Source organism: Salinicoccus sediminis (assembly GCF_000986795.1).
Taxonomy (GTDB): domain Bacteria; phylum Bacillota; class Bacilli; order Staphylococcales; family Salinicoccaceae; genus Salinicoccus; species Salinicoccus sediminis.
Genome location: NZ_LAYZ01000002.1, coordinates 306,946 through 324,727, shown reverse-complemented (window position 1 = coordinate 324,727; position 17,782 = coordinate 306,946). Strand labels below are relative to the sequence as shown.

16 protein-coding genes and 1 pseudogene are annotated in these 17,782 nt (G+C 49.7%); 4 read left to right on the top strand and 13 right to left on the bottom strand.

What is annotated here, in order from left to right:
• Positions 1–23: 23 nt before the first annotated feature.
• From WN59_RS05360 to WN59_RS05345, 4 genes are read right to left on the bottom strand one after another with little or no spacing between them, the layout of a single operon-like run.
• Positions 24–359: a cupin domain-containing protein gene (locus WN59_RS05360; RefSeq protein ID WP_046513782.1), complete on the bottom strand. Its 336-nt coding sequence runs from the start codon at positions 357–359 to the stop codon at positions 24–26.
• A gap of 12 nt (positions 360–371) precedes the next feature.
• Positions 372–1,652, bottom strand: a complete 1,281-nt coding sequence (locus WN59_RS05355; RefSeq protein ID WP_046514361.1) for a TRAP transporter large permease — start codon at positions 1,650–1,652, stop codon at positions 372–374.
• The gene (locus tag WN59_RS05350) at positions 1,652–2,128 is read right to left on the bottom strand and encodes a TRAP transporter small permease (protein ID WP_046513779.1); all 477 of its coding nucleotides are present in this window, start codon (positions 2,126–2,128) and stop codon (positions 1,652–1,654) included. Before WN59_RS05350 ends, WN59_RS05355 begins: the two co-directional genes overlap by 1 nt.
• Before the next feature lie 40 nt (positions 2,129–2,168).
• Positions 2,169–3,179 carry a DctP family TRAP transporter solute-binding subunit gene (locus tag WN59_RS05345; protein WP_046514356.1) on the bottom strand — a complete coding sequence of 337 codons (1,011 nt, stop codon included), beginning with the start codon at positions 3,177–3,179 and terminating at the stop codon, positions 2,169–2,171.
• A gap of 301 nt (positions 3,180–3,480) precedes the next feature.
• Between WN59_RS05345 and WN59_RS05340 the strand changes: the two genes are divergently transcribed.
• The 4 genes from WN59_RS05340 to WN59_RS05325 are packed head-to-tail and all read left to right on the top strand — an operon-like array spanning position 3,481 to position 8,416.
• A complete protein-coding gene (locus tag WN59_RS05340; protein WP_408005389.1) occupies positions 3,481–4,650 on the top strand; it encodes an aminotransferase class I/II-fold pyridoxal phosphate-dependent enzyme in 1,170 nt (389 codons plus the stop codon).
• Positions 4,651–4,683: 33 nt separating this feature from the next.
• On the top strand, positions 4,684–5,343 hold the full coding sequence (locus WN59_RS05335) for a GntR family transcriptional regulator (RefSeq protein WP_052747283.1): 660 nt from the start codon (positions 4,684–4,686) through the stop codon (positions 5,341–5,343).
• A gap of 34 nt (positions 5,344–5,377) precedes the next feature.
• Positions 5,378–6,979, top strand: a complete 1,602-nt coding sequence (locus WN59_RS05330; protein ID WP_046513773.1) for a M20/M25/M40 family metallo-hydrolase — start codon at positions 5,378–5,380, stop codon at positions 6,977–6,979.
• Positions 6,980–7,015: 36 nt separating this feature from the next.
• Entirely contained in the window at positions 7,016–8,416 is a 1,401-nt protein-coding gene (locus WN59_RS05325) for an alanine/glycine:cation symporter family protein (protein ID WP_046513771.1), read from the top strand.
• A gap of 279 nt (positions 8,417–8,695) precedes the next feature.
• Here WN59_RS05325 and WN59_RS05320 read toward each other — a convergent pair whose 3' ends face one another.
• The 9 genes and pseudogenes from WN59_RS05320 to WN59_RS05285 form a co-directional block, all read right to left on the bottom strand.
• Positions 8,696–9,544, bottom strand: coding sequence for a MurR/RpiR family transcriptional regulator (locus WN59_RS05320; protein WP_046513768.1), 849 nt, complete (start codon positions 9,542–9,544; stop codon positions 8,696–8,698).
• A 173-nt stretch (positions 9,545–9,717) separates the two neighbouring features.
• Positions 9,718–11,034 carry a PTS transporter subunit EIIC gene (locus tag WN59_RS05315; RefSeq protein ID WP_046513765.1) on the bottom strand — a complete coding sequence of 439 codons (1,317 nt, stop codon included), beginning with the start codon at positions 11,032–11,034 and terminating at the stop codon, positions 9,718–9,720.
• Between the two features lie 5 nt (positions 11,035–11,039).
• Entirely contained in the window at positions 11,040–11,918 is an 879-nt protein-coding gene (gene murQ / locus WN59_RS05310; protein WP_046513762.1) for an N-acetylmuramic acid 6-phosphate etherase, read from the bottom strand.
• A 150-nt stretch (positions 11,919–12,068) separates the two neighbouring features.
• A complete protein-coding gene (gene dmpG / locus WN59_RS05305) occupies positions 12,069–13,091 on the bottom strand; it encodes a 4-hydroxy-2-oxovalerate aldolase (protein ID WP_046514350.1) in 1,023 nt (340 codons plus the stop codon).
• A gap of 3 nt (positions 13,092–13,094) precedes the next feature.
• Positions 13,095–13,992 (bottom strand): annotated as a pseudogene (locus tag WN59_RS05300) (acetaldehyde dehydrogenase (acetylating)).
• A gap of 92 nt (positions 13,993–14,084) precedes the next feature.
• Complete coding sequence (locus tag WN59_RS13885; RefSeq protein WP_269430677.1) at positions 14,085–14,219, bottom strand: hypothetical protein; 135 nt, start codon at positions 14,217–14,219, stop codon at positions 14,085–14,087.
• A 1-nt stretch (position 14,220) separates the two neighbouring features.
• Positions 14,221–15,126, bottom strand: coding sequence for an AEC family transporter (locus WN59_RS05295; protein WP_046513759.1), 906 nt, complete (start codon positions 15,124–15,126; stop codon positions 14,221–14,223).
• A 128-nt stretch (positions 15,127–15,254) separates the two neighbouring features.
• Positions 15,255–16,652: an anthrax toxin lethal factor-related metalloendopeptidase gene (locus WN59_RS05290; RefSeq protein ID WP_046513756.1), complete on the bottom strand. Its 1,398-nt coding sequence runs from the start codon at positions 16,650–16,652 to the stop codon at positions 15,255–15,257.
• 179 nt (positions 16,653–16,831) lie between these two features.
• Entirely contained in the window at positions 16,832–17,767 is a 936-nt protein-coding gene (locus WN59_RS05285) for a CorA family divalent cation transporter (protein WP_046513753.1), read from the bottom strand.
• Positions 17,768–17,782 lie beyond the last annotated feature (15 nt).

Sequence of the window (17,782 nt, the reverse complement as noted above, 5' to 3'; positions counted from 1 at the left end):
GTTTTATTTGCAGACAAATCATCTCAGAACACCACGGCAAGAAATTTCAGTTCCATATCTCCGCTGTTCCTGATGCCGTGCGACTGCCCTTTCGTTATCAGGCATAGCTCCCCGGCACCGACTGTCTTCACCGAGCCGTCGGCATCGGTGAATTCGGCGTCCCCCGACAGGATGTAGTATCCCTCCGAGTCACTCTGATGGGTGTGGTAACCGATGCTCGCACCTTTTGGGACGGTGACGACCGCAAAAAGTTCCAGCCCTTCGGCCACCCCTTTATCAAGCAGTCTGCTGATTGTAACCTCGCCTTCACCGCCGTGCAGCTCATAGTATCTGTCTGTTTCTTCTATATTAAGTATCATTTCGAACACCTCTTATTTGAACAATCCTGGCAGGAATGTGGAAATGGCCGGGAAGAATATGATGATCAGCACCATGATTGCCACGATGACCAGGACATGGAGCACATACGGCAGTGTTTCCTCTATCCCCATCTTCCTGTCGGTGATGCTGCAGCCTGCTATCAGGGACAGTCCGACCGGTGGTGTGATGTTCGCCAGGGCAAAGTTCATGATTAGCACCATGCCGAAATGAATCGGGTCGATGCCGAATTCTGTGGCTATCGGCATGAATATCGGACTGAGCAATATGATCAGTGACGTTACTTCGGTGAGTGTGCCCAGTATAAGCAGTATCAATGATACAATCAGCAGGAACATGAGCGGCGAGTTCGCAAACCCGAGGAAGAAATCGGTAATCATCGCCGGGATATGGTTTACCGTCAACACGTATGTAAATGCATTTGCCGCGGAGATTATGATCAGTATGGTTGCTGATGTCACGGCCGAAGTGACCATGATGTCCTTGTATTTCCTGAAATCAAGCTCCCTGTAGAGCATTGCCAGAACCAGACCATATGCCACCGCAATGACGGCGGCCTCTGTTGCCGTAGCAAGCCCGCTGAATATACTGCCGATGATGAATACCGGAGTGAGGAGCGGGAAGAATGCCGCGCGCCCTGTTCTCCATATTTCCCTCCCCGTCACCTTCTCTGTTCTGATTTCCCCGTAACCTTCTCTTTTGGCCATGAATGCCACGTAGATGCAGAGTGCTGCAGTCAGCAGTGTTCCGGGAATGACGCCGGCGATAAACAGGCTGCCGATTGAAATGTTTGCTGTAATCCCCAGTATGACCATCGTAATGCTCGGCGGGATGATCAGTCCAAGCACCCCGGCCGGCCCCATTATACTGGCGATAAATGAATTGCTGTATTTCTCCTCCTGCAGCCTCGGCACCATCACCGAGCCCACAGCGTATGTTGTCGCCACTGTCGAGCCTGAAACCGCGCCGAATAATGCCGTAGTCACGACGGTGGTTATCGCCGTACCGCCGGCCAGCCTGCCGACCAGGGCACTGGAGAATGCCATCAGTCGCCTGGTCAGTCCGCCTTTGCCCATGATGTTTCCAGCAAGTATGAACAGCGGCAGTGCCAGATAGGAGAAATTGTTGACGCCGGCGAACATCCGCTGCACCAGTATCTCAAGCGGTACGCCGCCCATGAGCAGCATCGCTATGGCAACGATGCCGATGACATAGCCGATCGGCATCCCCAGAAACAGCAGTCCGAAAAATACGACCAGTATCCCGAATATCATCATACCGCTCCCCTTCCTTCATCTTCCGTAGGAGATTTCTTCATACCGCTCAGGATGAAATAAAGGGAGAACAATCCACTGACAGGCAGTGCGAGATAGAAAATGCCCATCGGCAGCTGCAGTGCCGGCGACGATGATGACATGGAATCCGCCGCCAGTCTGAACCCGTACACAGTAAGAACCGCGTAAAAAAGGGAGAGCAGTATATTGACGAATAGATGGACGTATTTCCTTTTGTCCTTCCCGACTTTCCTTACAAAATAATTGACCGCAAGGTGCATCTTTTCATGTATTGCGAGACTGCTGCCAAGAAACGTCAGCCATACAATCAGCAGCCGGGCCAGCTCTTCTGTACCGGGCACGAAGATGTCCGATACCCTTGAGATCACCTGCAGCAGGACAATCCCCGTAAGCAGAGTGATGGAGATGATACAAAGCCACGTCAGTATATTGACAAGTATTTTTGTGAATTGCATATGTACGATTCTCCTTATTTTAAAAGGAAGGGAAGAACGATCATTCTTCCCAACCAGATGCATCATTATAGATTCCCATTAATTCCTCTCCGAATACTTCCTTCTCCCATTCTTCATAAATGGGCAGCATCTCTTCCCTGAATGCTTCAGTATCGACATTATCGTTGATCTGTACCCCGTACTCTTCGAGTTCGGCCAGATACTCCGCTTCAGCCGCATCATTTTCCTCAATCACTTCATCCGAGGCTTTCTCTGTTTCATCCAGGATGAGCTGCCTGTCCGCTTCTGAAATCTGCTCCCATACATCTGTATCCACCGCAAGCATTACAGTATTGTAGAAATGGCCGGTCAGGGATAGATAATCCTGGACTTCATAGAGTCTCGGAGCGACTATATTTGCAAGCGGATTTTCCTGGGCATCAAGGGCGCCCTGTTGCAGTGCCCCGTACACCTCACTGAAAGCCATCACAGTCGGCAGTGCCCCGAGCTGTTCGAAGGCGTCGACCCTGAGTGCCGTTTCGGCCACCCTGATCTTCATCCCTTCCAGGTCTTCGGGTTTTTCAATCGGCCCCTTATTATTAGTGATATGACGGTTTCCCCACTCCATATAGCCGATTCTGGTCATGCCTTCCTCTGCCATTATGTCTGCCAGATAGTCTCCGAATTCCCCTTTATACGCCTGTCTTGCGTGGTTCACATCCTTCCACATGTAGGGCAGGTCTTCAATGGCCATCCTCAGGTCGAGATACTGCATGGAACCCACCATGATCGCTCCGGCCTGCATGGAGCCGATCTGCATCTGTTCCAGCATTTCAGTTTCGGACCCCAGCTGTCCGTTGCCGTAAATTTCGAACTTGACCCTGCCTTCTGTCTTCTCTTCGATCACCTGGGCAAGTTCATCGATATTATCGGAAGCCGGGGTGCCGGGAGAAAGCGCATGCCCCAGCTGTAGCGTTACGGTTTCCTGGCTGGCGGCCTGCTCTTCATTGCCGCATCCGGATAAAACAATCGTCAGAACCAGGAATACAGCCAGCGCCAAACATTTCTTCATCAGATCCCCGTCCTTCATTTTCTCAAGAATATGTATATTTTATACAAAAAGGTTACAGTATGCCTTTAGTTATGTCAACATAATTATAAATAAATATTAATATATATGAATTACTATACAATTAACGGAACATTTTATGTATACTGTATACCAAAGGCTACGGTAACGATTTTCAGCCGTCAACAAATTATTAGAAAAATGAGTCAAATCTGATTCCTTTGCAAAAACTTCCAGCAATGGTTTGATTTTTAGAATTTTCAGTTTTATAATTGCTTTATGTATACTGTATACAGGAAATGAGGTGCAGAAATTGGATCATCGTATAAACCCCACAGCAGCTTCTCTGACAGTGCCCGGCATACGGGTTTTTGCCAACAGGGTCGCCGAATTTGAGGACGGAATCAACCTGACGATCGGCCAGCCGGATTTCCCAACCCCGGAGAATGTCAAAGAGGCGGGTATATCAGCCATCAGGGAGAACAGGACGGGGTACTCACACAATGCAGGCCTGCCCGCTCTAAGGGAAAGTGTCACCGGGTTTTTCAGGGACGCCTACGGATGCAGCTATGATCCCGGCAGCGAAATCGTCATTACCAACGGAGCCAGTGAGGCTCTGGACTCTGTTCTTCGGACGATCATGGTGGAGGGCGATGAAGTCATACTCCCCTCCCCGAGCTACTCAGGATACGAACCGCTGATCCGGCTGAATGGCGGCACACCCGTGCATCTTGATACCTCGGAGAGCGGCTTCATGCCGGATCCGGATGCACTCGCAGCTCTGATCAATGACAACACCAAGGCGATCATATTCAACTATCCCTCCAATCCGACCGGTGTATCCCTGCCTTGCGGACAGATGGAAAAGCTTGCAGAAATGCTCGCTGGGAAAGAGGTCTTCATCATATCCGATGAAATATACAGTGAGAACACATTTGCGGATAAGCATATATCATTCGGCTTCTTTGAGAATATTCACAGCAGACTGTTCATCATTCACGGGCTGTCGAAATCCCATGCCATGACCGGCTGGAGGATCGGCTATGTACTCGGGCCGAAAACAGTCATGAAGCATGTGCTTAAAGTGCATCTCAACAACTCGATCTGCGCGTCGCTCCCGAGCCAGTACGCAGCGATCGAAGCATTGGATCACACGCGTGAGTTTCCCCATGAAATGAACATGCAGTACGTTGAACGCCGGGACTATACATACAGGCGTCTTGAGGACATGGGGCTGCCTTCCAAAAAGCCCACTGGGGCCTTCTATATTTTTCCGGACATTTCCACAACCGGCATGGATGATGTCTCATTCGCAGCAAAACTGCTGGACGAAGAGCATGTTGCAGTCGTTCCGGGGTCGACATTTTCCAAGGACGACCACAGCCATGTCAGGATATCCTATGCCAGTTCATTGGATAATCTGGCGAAAGGGATGGACAGGATGGAGCGTTTCATAGCACGGCAGAAATCATGAGTGCCATCAGTTGGACGGGACGGAGTTGATTTTATGATGCGGAAGATACCAAAAAGCACAAGCCTGTCAGATCAGGCGTATGAAATTCTGAAGGAATCCATACTTCTTGGCGAGCTGAAAGGCGGTGACGCTCTGCATGAAGAGAAATATTCAAAGCAGCTGGGTATCAGCCGGACCCCCTTCAGGGACACGCTGGCCCGGCTTGCATCCGAAGGGCTCATCATCCAGGAGACGGGGGCGCCCGCGGTCGTTGCCACATTCACCAGAGAAATGTCCCTTGAGCATATGGAGCTGAGAAACCTGCTCGAAGTGCATAATATTGAAAAAGTGATCATGAAGATGGATGAAACGCTGATAAACAGGCTTAAAAAGAATCTGGAAATGCAGAAAAAGGCGATTGATGACAACCGGTATGCAGAATTCATGAAGTATGACAAGGAATTCCATCTTACTCTGACGACCCCGAATATGAATTCCGAGTTCAGAAGAATGGTTGAAAAGCTCAATGCCGACCTCAGCCGGGCCTTCCTGATCCTGTCGAAGACAGTCGAACAGAGCGCGGAAGATGCCTATCAGGAGCACTGCGAAATTGTGGAAGCCATCGAAAGAAAGGATGCTTCCGCATCCAGGGATAAGATGATAGTGCATCTGAACAACGTGGAAAAACGCTTCCTGCAGTATTATCAAGGATAGGAACAATAGATTTATCAAGGGGAGATTTTTTATCATGAATTGGAATACAGAGAGTCAACTGGAAGATCTTATATGCCAACTGGTTTCATGGGACAGCAGGACCGGCACCGAAGGAGAGATCCTTTTCCCGTATAAGCTGAAGGATGAACTGTTCAAGCTGGATTATTTTATGGATAACCCTGGATTCCTTGAGCTCCATGATGCCGGCAGGGAACGGAATGCCCTATCAGGGCTCTATAGGTCCGGACAGACTGACAGGACGATTATACTGATCAGCCACTTTGACACTGTACACACGAAAGAGTTCGGTTCCAGAAGCCGGTTCGCGTTCTCACCGCGTGAACTGACCCAGCACTTCCGGGAAAATATGAATGACTTCTCCGGAGAAGTGGAGGAAGATATAAAATCCGGCGACTATCTTTTCGGACGTGGAACGATGGACATGAAGATGGGACTCGCTCTCCACATCCACCTGCTTGAAAAGGCAATACAGGAAAGATGGCCGGTCAATCTTCTTCTCCTCACAGTGCCGGATGAGGAAGTGGATTCCGCCGGTATGCGGACAGCTGTTGAAAAGCTTGATGGATTAAAGAGAAAACACGGCCTGGATATATCCCTTTTCCTGAACAGTGAACCGAGCTTCACCCAGAGGCCGGAAGATCCAAACTACTATATATACTCAGGCTCCATCGGGAAAATCATGCCTTCGGCACTTTTCTATGGAATCGAGACCCACGCAGGGGAACCGCTCCGTGGTTTGAACGCCTATTATATGGCATCATTTCTCAATCAGAAGATGGAGTTCACGGATGCTTTCTCCGAGGAGGAATACGGTGAGAAGACACCGCTGCCCCTGACACTGAAAAGCTATGATCTGAAAGAAGACTATTCCACCCAGACGTCACATCATGTCGCTTCCCTGTATAATGTCTTTACCATGAGGCAGAATGCAGAGGATATTTTCGTCAAATACGACTTCCTGGCCAAAGAAGCCATGAAGGAATGCCAGGAGCAATACGAAACGATCTGCCGTCGGGAGAACACCCGGCCGGTCGGGCAGATCAGAACGATGAGCTACCGCGAGCTTTACGAATACACACTGAAAAAACTCGGGGCTGAGAAGACGGATGCCATCCTCGATATCTATGTGGACCGGGACGACTTGGACGACCGGGAAAAATCCATGAGGATTGCCAATCGGATGGTCACACATTGCAAGGAACTTGTCCCGCTTGCCGTAACTTTATTCGCGCCGCCCTACTATCCTTCAGTGAATGCCTCCGAAGATGGCCTGATCAGGGATATCGTCGGTTACACAAAGAGCTATATGGCGGAGCACCATTCGATCGACCCGATTGAAGTCCACTACTTCAACGGCATATCCGACCTCAGCTATGTAACGTACGACAGCCACGATGACAGCTGGGAAACCTACCGGAACAATACGCCGGTATGGGACCGGACATATACGGTTCCATTCGAGGAGATGCAGAAACTCCAGGCGCCATTCATCAACATCGGTCCGTTTGGAAAGGACGCACATAAGCTGACAGAACGGCTTCATAGGAAAAACGCCTTCCAAGTAACACCTGAGCTGCTTGAAAATATATTGAAAGAATTCTTTTGGGAAGCATGACAGGATCAGCAACTGAAATCGTAAAGGGGACTTATTATGGAATTTATCACAGCAGTATCAGATTTTCTCTGGGGATATCCGGTTGTAATCATCTTACTCCTGACAAGTATATACCTCACTGTCAAACTGAAGTTTTTCCAGTTCAGATACCCGGTTCACATATTCAAACAGACTGTCGGTCAGATCGGCAGGAAAACCAGGGGGGACGGCACAATCACCCCTTTCCAGACGCTGACCACAGCCCTCAGTTCGACAATCGGCGCCGCCAACATCGTCGGTGTACCTGTAGCCATCATGCTCGGCGGTCCGGGTGCGGTATTCTGGATGTGGGTCATCGCCATACTCGGTATGGGGCTAAAATTCGGTGAGATCACTCTAGGTGTCCACTACAGGGAGAAGAATGCGATCGGCGAATATGTCGGCGGCCCGACATACTATATGAAGAACGGCATAAAGTGGCCGCTGATCGGTAAAATACTCGCCGGCTGGTATGCCATCTTCCTGATCCTCGAACTCATTCCGAGCATCATGGTGCAGAGCAATTCGGTTGCCAGTACGATTGAGGACACATTCGCTCTGAGTCCGCTTGTTACGGGTATCGCCGTTGCATTCTTCGTCGGGATTGTCGTATTCGGCGGCATCAAGCGTATCGGCGCAGTCAGCTCGATATTCGTCCCTGCAATGGCGCTGTTATACATCATTGCCGGACTCATCGTCATACTGATGAATGTGCAGGCGATACCTGCGGCATTCGCGCTGATCTTCACAGAAGCATTCAACCCGACCGCAGCGCTCGGCGGCGGCGCAGGCGCCGTGCTTGCAGAAACCATACGCTGGGGATTCGCACGCGGCATCTACAGCAACGAAGCCGGGCTCGGTACATCACCGATCGCCCATTCCGCAGCCAAGACAGATCACCCTGTCAGGCAGGCGCTGTGGGGCGTCATTGAAGTCCTCGTGGATACACTGGTCATCTGTACAGTCACAGCGCTTGTCGTCATCGTTTCCGGCGTATGGCAGCATGAAGATGCCGCAGACGGAAGTGTGAGGGAAGCACTCACAGCCCGCGCATTCGGTGAAGCATTCGGACCCGCCGGCAGCACAATGGTATCCCTCGCCCTGATCCTGTTCGTGTTCTCCACAATCACCGTCGTCGTATTCTACGGCTCAAGACAGGCAGAGTATCTCTTCGGTTTGTGGGCAGGCACCGCGATGAAAACAGTGTATGTCATTTCAATCATAATCGGTGCCATCGGAGGGGCCACTACACTCTGGACCTTCCTCGACATCATGCTGTTCATGATCCTCCTGCCGAACATAATTGCAATTGTACTGATGTCGCCGAAAATAATCGAACTCAAAAATGAATACTTCAAGTCCGATCACTATTACAAAAAGGACATCAGGGAAGAAAAGGAATTGAAGGCAGGGAAATAAAAGAGAGTCCGGCACCAGACACTGTTCTGGCACCGGACTTCTTTATGGTTAATTTTTATATTTGGCGGACACCGTAAATTCCGCCGTGTCCGGTATCCCTCTTTGGCGGACACCGTAACTTCCCCCATGTCCGGCATCCCACTTTGGCGGACACCGCAAATTCCGCCGTGTCCGGCATCCCACTTTAACGGACACCGTAATCTCCGCCGTGTCCGGTATCCGCACCCCTCAAAACACAGAAATCCCGGGACCGAAGTCCCGGGATTTCTGTGTATCTGGCTAGTCCATCTTGTAATCCTGGACCGCCTCATGTGTATCATTGATCTTCTCAAAAATATCGTCACCTGATTTGATCGCCGTCCTCATGAAGAGCACATCGACCAGGTAGAGCTGTGAAATTCTTGCTGTCATCGTGCCAATTCGGATATTGTTCTCTTCGAGTGATGTACTCATGACGATGCTTGCGATATTTCGCGCCGGCGAACTGATGGACTGCGTGATGAGTATGGTCTTGACACCTTTGCTGCGGCACTTCTTCAGAATGTCGATGATCTCTTTTGTCCTGCCTGATGTTGAAAAGAGGACAACCACAGATCCTTCTTTAAGCACCGGAATCTTTGTCAGCAGTACATGGTTATCAAACGGAACGACCGACTTGATGCCGATTCTTGAGAGCTTGAGATAAAGGTCCTCACTTGGAATCCTTGACGCTCCGATGCCGAACAGTACGACTTCATCGGCGGAGGCAAGCGTCTCGGCCGCTTCCTCGACCGCACCATAGTTTACCGTCTTGTGTGTCCCGTACAATGCACTTACCGTATTATTCAGCGCTTTGTCCATCGTGACGTTGACATCGTCTTTTGGAGACAGTGATTTACTGTAGACTTCCTGCTCCGACTTCGTATGCTCTTTTGCAAGTTCAACTTTAAGTGACCTCAGGCCCTTCAGCCCGATCTTCTTTGAAAACTTGGTGATGCTGGCCTGACTTACCCCTATACTGTCTGCATTTTCGGCGATGCTCGCAGTCAGAAAATCCTCACTGTTTTCAAGGATGTATTTCGCAATCAATCTCTCTTTTCTGCTGAAAGCATCCATCTGACCCCGGATTTGTTTTGTTACTGAATACATGATCTACTCCCATTCAATTGGACGGTGTACTCTGGCCCGACCCCATACAAACGCATAACCGTTCAATTTTACAATTTTGTTATACTTATTTCTTACTTTAGCATACTCATGTACAAATTGTAATCATAAGATTCCGGTTTTTTTAAAATTTTATTTACAATCATACCTGGGTATTATTTATCCAGGTTCTCGACCATCTTTTCCTTGAAGCCGAACATAAAGGTGAATATGAATCCGCCGGCATATCCGAGTATCAGACCGATGATATAATGTATATATTTACCGTCAGCAATAAGCGGGACGAGCGATATTCCGGATACGCCGATGTTGATGGCACCTGTTGTCATCAGTGCCTGGTATGCACCGCCGAACGCTGCGCCGAGGCATGCGGTCAGAAATGGTCTGCCGAGCGGCAGGGTCACGCCGTAGAGAAGCGGTTCGCCGATGCCAAGAAAGCCGACCGGAAGCGTCCCTTTTATGATATTCTTCAGCCGTTTTGATTTTGTTTTGACGAAAATCGCCACGGCAGCCCCGACCTGTCCGGCCCCGGCCATGCCGAGGATGGTGAATATCGGTGTATATCCGATATCCTGTATGAATTCAAGATGGATCGGGGTCAGACCGTGATGCAGCCCGACCAGCACCAGTGGCAGGAACGTTGCTGCAAGTACTGCCCCTGCAAATATGCCGCCGATTTCAAGCACCCAGTTGATGGACACGATGATTCCTTCAGACAGTACCGCACCGACCGGCTGCAGGCCGATGACTGTCAGGAGCCCGACGATGAACACCGTGAGTGTCGATGTCACAATCAGATCGAGTGAATTCGGCACCACTTTCCTGATCTGCTGCTCCAATATGGCCATGAGGAATGCGGACATCATCACTGCGAATAAACCTCCGCGCCCGGACACGAGCGACTCACCGAACAGTACCATATCATCCAGTGCAGGGTTGAATATCAGTGCACCGCTGATTGCCCCGAGGGCGGGCGTGCCGCCAAATTCCTTTGCCGTGTTGAAACCGACGAGTACACCTATGATTGTGAAAAATGCGCCCCCGATGAACTGCAGCACCTGGACCCAGGCAAGTTCAGTGTCCACGCCTGAGTTTATCGCAAAATTCACGGCGCCGTTGATCAGCCCGGAAGCAACCAGAGCTGGGATCAGCGGGATGAAAATATTGCCGATTTTCTTGAGCAGATACTTTATCCCCTTCTTCTTCGGCGCGGAACCGTCCGTTCCAATCTCCCCCATCTGCTTTTCCATTTCCCGCCGTGTCTTCTCTGCGGCACCGGGCCCCAGGATGATCTGGAATTCATCGTCATCGACCACACCATTGACGCCGTCGAGACTCTTGATATTTTCCATATCGATCTTACTGTGATCTTTTGCCACCACCCTCACGCGTGTCATGCAATTGTATATGCTGTCTATATTCTCTTTGCCGCCCATCAGATCGAGCAGCTGTGAAGCCAAAATTTTAGACATACTATTTACCCCTTGTCTGTAGTCAGTATTTTCCTGATATCCGGCTGCTCTGACAGCAGTGATTCCGCCTGTTCCCTATCCACATCCAGCATGACCATCAGCACCGCCGTCTTGACACGCCTCCCTGATGCACTCAGTGCATCCGCGGCAGTACGTTCATCCGCCTCTGTTATTTCCCGGATCATATTGATTGCACGCCTTTCAAGCTTCCAGTTGCTCGGATTGACATCCACCATGTAGTTCCCGTAAATCTTTCCCCTTTTGATGTTGATGATTGTCGAAATCATGTTGAGGACGAGCTTTTGCGCCGTTCCTGCCTTCAGACGTGTCGATCCCGTCAGTATTTCAGGACCGGAAGCCACTTCCACCGGAAAATCGGCAAGATCCGATATGTCACTCCCCTTATTATTGGAGATGCTGCCGGTCAGGGCCCCCGCTTCCTTCGCCGCCCGGAGCGCCCCTTTGACATAGGGCGTCCGGCCACTCGCTGCAATGCCTATGACGCAGTCCCGGGGCCCCACTTCTAGATCCAGTACATCCGTTTCACCGAGCCCTTCGGAATCTTCCGCCCCTTCAATCGCAAACCTGAGCGCCTTATCACCACCGGCTATTATTCCAATGAATTCATCCGGGTCCGTATTGAAAGTCGGGGGACATTCGGATGCATCCAAAACACCGAGCCTGCCGCTCGTCCCCGCTCCGGCATAGATGATCCTGTCTGCATTTCGTTCGATAATCCCAGTAATCAGGTTTTCTATACTCTCCTTTTCCCCTTCCACAGCTTCCAGGGCATACGCCGTCTCCTCGTTCATGAGAGTGATGATCTCACCCACACCCAGCAAGTCCAGTTCCTTTGATTTTTCGTTTCTGTTCTCAGTTCCCATAGATTGTCACTCCCTTAAAATCAGTATATGGGAAAACGCTACCAAAGTAAATAATATTTCTATTATAATTTTATATATGATAAATATATTATTGAAAAGAATAAAAAAACCAGGACCTCTCTGTCCCGGGCTCATCCTCCATCATTTATCCTATGCGTTCAACTGCTTTTCTTTTGCCAGTTCCTGGGCGACACCGATGATCCAGTCTTCCTGGCCTCCGACTGCGCCAATCTCGGCTATTCTTGTCAGTATGTCCCTGGCATCCACACCGTATTCCTTGCCTGCGCGTTCTGCAAAAAGCAGGAAACTGGAATAGACGCCTGTGTACCCAAGTGTCAGGGAGAGTCGGTCTATCTGTACCGGTCGTTCCATCATCGGTTTCATCAAATTTTCAGCAGCGTCCATCGTCTTGTACAGATCCAGGTTATGATCGATATTCATCCTGTCCATCACTGCCACGAGCTGGTCTGTTGCGGTATTTCCTGCACCTGCGCCCATGCCTGCCAGACTCGCATCGATCCTGTCGGCGCCTTCCTCGATCGCGGCTATTGAATTCGCCACACCGAGTGACAGGTTGTTGTGTCCATGGAAACCTACCTGGATTTTGCTGTTCAGATTCTCTTTAAACAGGGAGACTCTGCGTCTTGTACCATCCATCGTCAGCGCGCCGGCGGAATCGACGACATAGATGGTCTGTGCACCGTAGGATTCCATCTTCTTTGCTTCCTCAAGAAGGTTTTCAGGTTCCGTCCGGTGGGACATCATGAGGAAGCCGACCGTATCCATGCCGAGTTCTGCCGCTTTTTTGATGTGCTGTTCGGATACATCCGCTTCTGTACAATGGGTTGCCACGCGTGCGACACGCGCTCCCCAGTCATGTGCACGTTCAAGATGCTCGATCACACCGATTCCCGGAAGCAGCAGTACACCGACTTTGGCATTCTCTGCATTGGCAACTGCTGTTTTGATGATGTCCTCCTCGGATTCCTTTGAAAAACCGTACTGGATGGAACTGCCCCCCAGACCGTCTCCGTATGTCGCTTCGATGATGTCTGCGCCTGAATCATCGATCGCCCGTGTCAGCCTGGCGATCTGATCTGTTGAATACTGGTGCCGGATTGCATGCATTCCGTCCCTTAAAGTCACATCATTGATAATCACTTTTTTGCTCATCATTCAGCCACTCCTTCCTTTAGCATGTTCTCTGCCATAACTTCCCCCTGTCCTGACTGCTGCGGAAGTTATGATGTCTAGATTACCTGCATATTCCGGCAGGAAATCCCCGTTCCCTTCCACTTCAACAGATACCGTAACGATATTTCCTTTGATGACCGGATCCGCTTTGAATCTGTAGCCCGGTACATATCCCTGTACTTTTCCAAGCATCCTTTCCAGTGAATCCTTTATCGCCCCGGCGTGTGCTTGTGCATCACCCGCAGTCTGTACATGGATCGTATTCCTCATCAGAATCGGAGGATCCGCCGGGTTCAGAGTGATGATCGCCTTCGATTCTTTAGCCCCGCCGACCTCTTTCAATGCATTGGCTGTAGTGACAGTGAACTCGTCGATATTCTGCCTTGTCCCAGGTCCTGCGCTTCTGCTTGATATTGAGGCTACGATTTCGGCATAGCCGACCGGCAGTACATCCGATACTGCCTTGACCATCGGAATCGTCGCCTGTCCGCCGCAGGTGACCATGTTTACATTATCAAGCTTTGGGATCTCTCTCTTTCAGGTTCACTGATGGAACAAGGAACGGACCGACTGCCGCCGGTGTCAGGTCGATCGCTTTCTTTCCGAGATCCTTTAAAATCTTCGCATTATGCAGGTGCGCTTTTGCAGAAGTCGCCTCATACACAATATCCGCAAGCTCCGGACGCTCCACAAGACCGTCTATTCCGTTCGATATTGCGACAAGTCCATTCTCTTCTGCCCGCTTCAAACCGTTAGATTCCGGATCTATGCCGATCAGGGCAGTAACTTCCAGCTTTTCACTTCTTAAAAGTTTGATCATCAAGTCTTTTCCGATATTGCCGGACCCGATAATTGCACATTTGATTTTTTCGTTCGTCATTGGATACATCCCCTTTTAAAGTAGTTTCTTCCCATTGCAGCAGTGCCCACATGCTTCCTCCAGATGTTTCCTGAGAAGCATCTGGGCTCTTTTCACATCCTGCGCCGCCATTGTGCTTCGACAATCTCAACATGCTGGTCTATGATTTCAGACTGGTTTGTAAACGTCACCTCACTGGTTATATCGATCAGCGTCCTGAAAATATTACGCTGGGCGGTCCACAACATGCTATATGCCGATCAGGTACAGGAAGAACGGTATGGTCAAAAGGCTCAGCAGTGTTGTGACCAGCGTCGAGAATGATACCAGATTCGGCTTTACATTGAATTGTACAGCAAGCATCGTGGAATTGGCGGCCACAGGCATTGCGTTCAGTATGATGAAGACCATCTTCATCGTCTCGTCCACAGGCATGAACATGACGAGCACCATCGCTGCAATCGGCGAAACGACCATACGGATGAGGACGACAGCGTTGATGTTCCTCAGTTCAAAATTCTCCTTCCTGATCTCGGCGAGCTGCATGCCGAGGATCAGCATGACGACCGGAATTGCGGCATTCCCCGTCATCTGCAGGATGTCCATCAGCTTTTCATCGATTGTGATACCCATCAGCTGGAACAACAGCCCTGCTGCGGCACCGTATATCACCGGTATCCTGAATATGCTCAAAATGGCATCTTTCACGGAAATAGTGCCCCCGCTGCCGAACGATGCGATGAAGATGCCGACTGTACTGATAATGAAGCCGTGCAGCACCATCAGTACGATGGCATAGTCGAAAGCCACTGCACCGAGCGCAAAAAGCATGACCGGCGCACCGTAGTTCCCGCTGTTGGGGAACAAAGTTCCGAGCAAAATGGCCGAAACATCCTCTTTCGAGGATTTCATGAACCATCCGGCGAGGACGGTGATTCCGATGAGTATCAGTGTAATGAACACAGAGAATATGAACAGATAGAGATAGTCCACCGTCAGTTCATTGCGGTAGAACGTATCGAATGTCAGAAGAGGAAGCAGTATGTACAGGGACATGGCCGATATCGATTTGATATCCATCTTCAAAAGTTTCTGGGAGATGTAGCCGATGCCGAAGATGAGGAACACCGGCAGTACAATCATCAATAGTTCCATGATGTTCAACTTCCTTTGAAAAGATTTGGATTGCTACCCTCCATGATAGTTGAAAAGAATCCATAAAGGTAGCCATTGAAGCAAAAACAGAAGCCCTGAGTAGTGTCAGAGCTTCTGTCTCATGCTTATCATTTCTTCCTTTTCCATATCAGTATTGCCGATATGATTGCCAGAATGACCAGTACGGAGGACAGCAGAATCATGAATATATTATCATTTGATGCTTCTGCCTGTGAACTGTCCGTCTGGGATTCGGTTTCCTCTGCGGATTGTTCTTCCGTCGATTCTTCAGCCTCTTCTGAAGCGGGTTCTTCAGTTGTTTCCTCTTCCTGTGAAGTCTCTTCCGTCGCTTCCCCGCTTGTCTTCTCTTCTGTTGATTCCTCAGCCGACTCTTCCTCGGCTGCTTCCAGTTCTTCCCGGTTTTCTTCAAGGGCAGAGGATAATGCTGTCTCGGCTTCATCCACCTGCTGCTGGTCGGCTTCATCGTTGTCAATTATGTTTCTGGCATTTTCAAGGGCAGACTGCAGACCAGGGCTGCGGTCGGCTTCACTGACCGCTTCGGCTGATTCAATCACACTTTCCAGTTCAGCCGTGTCCACTTCCGGGGCATCCTCCTCCGCCTGGGTGGTCGTCGTGCGGAAGTATGATGTCAGAAGCGGGTTGCCGGATGAATCCACCGGTTTGATATAGTAGTTATAGTTTGTGGAAGTCTCGAGATCCTCATCCGTGAAGCTTGTCTTTGTGGTTTCATCGATTTTCTCATCATTCCGGTAGATTTCATACTTGGCTGCGCCGTCCATCTCATCCCATGAAACCTTTGCAGTGTTCCCGGTCACTTCATCGACCGTCACCAGCCTGTTGTGGAAATGGCTGATAAATTCATATGTCTCAGGTGCACGGTTCTGGAGTTTGCTTCGTGCGTCACCGCCCAGGTAGTACATCGCAAATACTTCTGCAAAGTATTCTCCCGGTTCGTCAAAATACTCCGACACTTTATGGTCGCCGAATAATGCGTCCTTTTCGCGATTCATGATCTGGCGGAATTCATCCGACCCGCTCACGGTGAAACCGGCGGCATATGAATCGACTGCGTGACCGTATTCATGCAGCTCCAGATTGATCGTAGAATGGCCGTTTCCCGGGTCGCTGTAGCCGATTCTGGCAGCGGTTGTATGCCCGCCGGCCCCAGGCACTTCCTCCCATGTGGAATTTGTGTTTTCCCAGCCTCTCGGCACCTTGCCGGAAAGATAATCGAACTCAGACAGTTCTGTGAGCGGCATGTCCATAAGTATGATGCTCACCCCTGCACTGTTTGTATGCTGCAATATGCGGTCGTCCACTCTTCTGAGCCTGTCAATCATCGCCTGGACCTCCGCCGAGTCATACTCTCCGTCATCCGACCTGATATCGATCATGCTGTCCAGTGCGCTGTTCGCTGATGCCTGTTCTGTGTTTGCGGTTAGTAATGAAAGGAAGAGAACAGCCAGGATAACAAGACCGAACTTCCAGAGGGAGCTGCCTTTCATAAAATTCCCTTCTTTCTTTTTGCTGATTCATATTCATATTTTTCCCGGAGTCAGAAAAAACAGTCATGATATGAACAACCTTTTAGCAAACGTATCGCTATTGAGAAACAAAGTCAATTAATTCACTGTCATATAAAAAGCCCGTTTTTGGAAAACCGCCTCAAAAAAGCCTCCATTATTCACATCCAGCCTTTATATTTGAAGAATCCGAGCATGGATGCGCTGATGATCAGCATCAATGCCAACGAGAGATAGTACCCGATATCCCATTTCAGTTCCGGCATGATTTCGAAGTTCATGCCGTATATGCCGGTAATCAGCGTCAGCGGAAGAAAAACCGCTGAAATGAGCGTCAGGACACTGATAATCTTATTCATCCGGTAGGTATTATAGGATATATAATTATCCTTCAGTTCATCTATCATCTCTTCTGAGAACTGGATGATCAGCTTCTGCCTGTCTATTTTGGAATTCACCCTGTCCAGAAGGTCCCCGCTCTGCGTGCTGTTGAAAATATCATCCTGCTCCTCAAATTTCTCCGCCAATTCCTCCATCGGGATGATTACACGTTTGACCCGGAACACTTTCCTTTTCACATCAAATATTTTCGAGGTCAGATCCCTGCCCTTTTTCTCATCCGCATGCTTCTCCTCAAAAGATATAACCTCATCTTCGATGTCGTGCACGATATCAAAATATTGGTCCACTGTCGCAAGCAGGATGTGGAGGGCGATATCGACTTCCAGATCGTCCTGTTTGTTTTTTATGATTTTGGCGATATCGATGAATTCATCAAGGACCCCGTTATGAAAGGTGATGATGATATCCTGCATGACGCATATATTCACCGCATGCGCCTCAAGTGTCTCCTGATCTATGACATGGCAGATCAGGAGCTGGTAATCCTCATTGTTGAAATAGGCCGGCCGGTAATTTTTAACCATTTCATCTTCGAGCTTTATATCTCGAAACCCGAAATCATCGACCAGCTGCTCCTTATCCCCGAAACTGTTGTAGTCATACCACGTGAATGTCACATCTCCCGGCACATCCCCGCCGCGGGACGTTTTTTCTATAGTGTCATCTTTCGTTATGTACTGTATGGAAAGACCCATCTCATCACCCCACTA

Excerpts from the sequence above, each read along its gene's own strand:
- WN59_RS05350 (WP_046513779.1), bottom strand. The coding sequence starts at position 2,128 with ATGCAATTCACAAAAATACTTGTCAATATACTGACGTGGCTTTGTATC.
- WN59_RS05360 (WP_046513782.1), bottom strand. The coding sequence starts at position 359 with ATGATACTTAATATAGAAGAAACAGACAGATACTATGAGCTGCACGGC.
- dmpG (WP_046514350.1), bottom strand. The coding sequence starts at position 13,091 with ATGAGCAAAAAAGTGATTATCAATGATGTGACTTTAAGGGACGGAATG.
- murQ (WP_046513762.1), bottom strand. The coding sequence starts at position 11,918 with ATGGGAACTGAGAACAGAAACGAAAAATCAAAGGAACTGGACTTGCTG.
- WN59_RS05355 (WP_046514361.1), bottom strand. The coding sequence starts at position 1,652 with ATGATATTCGGGATACTGGTCGTATTTTTCGGACTGCTGTTTCTGGGG.
- WN59_RS05330 (WP_046513773.1), top strand. The coding sequence starts at position 5,378 with ATGAATTGGAATACAGAGAGTCAACTGGAAGATCTTATATGCCAACTG.
- WN59_RS05345 (WP_046514356.1), bottom strand. The coding sequence starts at position 3,179 with ATGAAGAAATGTTTGGCGCTGGCTGTATTCCTGGTTCTGACGATTGTT.
- WN59_RS05320 (WP_046513768.1), bottom strand. The coding sequence starts at position 9,544 with ATGTATTCAGTAACAAAACAAATCCGGGGTCAGATGGATGCTTTCAGC.
- WN59_RS05285 (WP_046513753.1), bottom strand. The coding sequence starts at position 17,767 with ATGGGTCTTTCCATACAGTACATAACGAAAGATGACACTATAGAAAAA.
- WN59_RS05295 (WP_046513759.1), bottom strand. The coding sequence starts at position 15,126 with ATGGAACTATTGATGATTGTACTGCCGGTGTTCCTCATCTTCGGCATC.
- WN59_RS05290 (WP_046513756.1), bottom strand. The coding sequence starts at position 16,652 with ATGAAAGGCAGCTCCCTCTGGAAGTTCGGTCTTGTTATCCTGGCTGTT.
- WN59_RS05325 (WP_046513771.1), top strand. The coding sequence starts at position 7,016 with ATGGAATTTATCACAGCAGTATCAGATTTTCTCTGGGGATATCCGGTT.
- WN59_RS05315 (WP_046513765.1), bottom strand. The coding sequence starts at position 11,034 with ATGTCTAAAATTTTGGCTTCACAGCTGCTCGATCTGATGGGCGGCAAA.
- WN59_RS05335 (WP_052747283.1), top strand. The coding sequence starts at position 4,684 with ATGATGCGGAAGATACCAAAAAGCACAAGCCTGTCAGATCAGGCGTAT.
- WN59_RS13885 (WP_269430677.1), bottom strand. The coding sequence starts at position 14,219 with ATGTTGTGGACCGCCCAGCGTAATATTTTCAGGACGCTGATCGATATA.